This is a genomic window from Kitasatospora sp. NPDC090308 (genome assembly GCF_044769485.1).
GTDB lineage: Bacteria > Actinomycetota > Actinomycetes > Streptomycetales > Streptomycetaceae > Kitasatospora > Kitasatospora fiedleri.
Genome location: NZ_JBIVXY010000042.1, coordinates 1 through 1,601, shown reverse-complemented (window position 1 = coordinate 1,601; position 1,601 = coordinate 1). Strand labels below are relative to the sequence as shown.

The 1,601-nt window shown below is 57.9% G+C and carries 2 rRNA genes; both read right to left on the bottom strand.

The window, feature by feature from the left end:
- A 23S ribosomal RNA gene (locus ACIQVD_RS34200) occupies positions 1–1,239 on the bottom strand; the annotation flags it as partial.
- 271 nt (positions 1,240–1,510) lie between these two features.
- Positions 1,511–1,601: ribosomal RNA gene (locus ACIQVD_RS34195) — 16S ribosomal RNA — on the bottom strand; the annotation flags it as partial.

Below are 1,601 nucleotides of genomic sequence, written 5' to 3'. Positions count from 1 at the left end.
TGTGCTTGAGCCCCGCTACATTGTCGGCGCGGAATCACTTGACCAGTGAGCTATTACGCACTCTTTCAAGGGTGGCTGCTTCTAAGCCAACCTCCTGGTTGTCTCTGCGACTCCACATCCTTTCCCACTTAGCACACGCTTAGGGACCTTAGTCGGTGTTCTGGGCTGTTTCCCTCTCGACCATGGAGCTTATCCCCCACAGTCTCACTGCCGCGCTCTCACTTACCGGCATTCGGAGTTTGGCTAAGGTCAGTAACCCGGTAAGGCCCATCGCCTATCCAGTGCTCTACCTCCGGCAAGAAACACGCGACGCTGCACCTAAATGCATTTCGGGGAGAACCAGCTATCACGGAGTTTGATTGGCCTTTCACCCCTAACCACAGGTCATCCCCCAGGTTTTCAACCCTGGTGGGTTCGGTCCTCCACACGGTCTTACCCGCGCTTCAACCTGCCCATGGCTAGATCACTCCGCTTCGGGTCTTGGGCATGCAACTCAGGCGCCCTATTCGGACTCGCTTTCGCTACGGCTACCCCACACGGGTTAACCTCGCTACACACCGCAAACTCGCAGGCTCATTCTTCAAAAGGCACGCAGTCACAGCCCCAAAAGGCTGCCCCCACGGCTTGTAGGCACACGGTTTCAGGTACTATTTCACTCCGCTCCCGCGGTACTTTTCACCATTCCCTCACGGTACTATCCGCTATCGGTCACCAGGGAATATTTAGGCTTAGCGGGTGGTCCCGCCAGATTCACACGGGATTTCTCGGGCCCCGTGCTACTTGGGAGAAGCTCAAGCGAGCCGTACAGATTTCGTCTACGGGGGTCTTACCCTCTACGCCGGACCTTTCGCATGTCCTTCGACTACCCATACGGTTTCTGACTCGCCCAGCCGCCGGCAGACGACTGAAGAACTTTCCCACAACCCCGCTATGGCAACCCCTGCCGGGTCTCACACCACAACGGTTTAGCCTCATCCGGTTTCGCTCGCCACTACTCCCGGAATCACGGTTGTTTTCTCTTCCTGCGGGTACTGAGATGTTTCACTTCCCCGCGTTCCCTCCACATACCCTATGTGTTCAGGTATGGGTGACAGCCCATGACGACTGCCGGGTTTCCCCATTCGGACACCCCCGGATCAAAGCTCGGTTGACAGCTCCCCGGGGCCTATCGCGGCCTCCCACGTCCTTCATCGGTTCCTGGTGCCAAGGCATCCACCGTGCGCCCTTAAAAACTTGGCCACAGATGCTCGCGTCCACTGTGCAGTTCTCAAACAACGACCAGACACCCACACCCGACGCTCCGAAGAACGCCCCGCATGAGGCCGGCATCCATGAGGCAACTTCCGTTCCCTCAGGACCCAACAACGTGCCCGACACGATGACCTGACGATGCGTTTTCCACGCCGAAGCAGTACTACCGCTCGTCTCGTCCATCGTGCCGAATAGTCAACGTTCCACCCATGAGCAACCGTGCGAGACATGCGCTCGCAAGCGGCTATGTGCTCCTTAGAAAGGAGGTGATCCAGCCGCACCTTCCGGTACGGCTACCTTGTTACGACTTCGTCCCAATCGCTGGTCCCACCTTCGACGGCTCCTCCCCT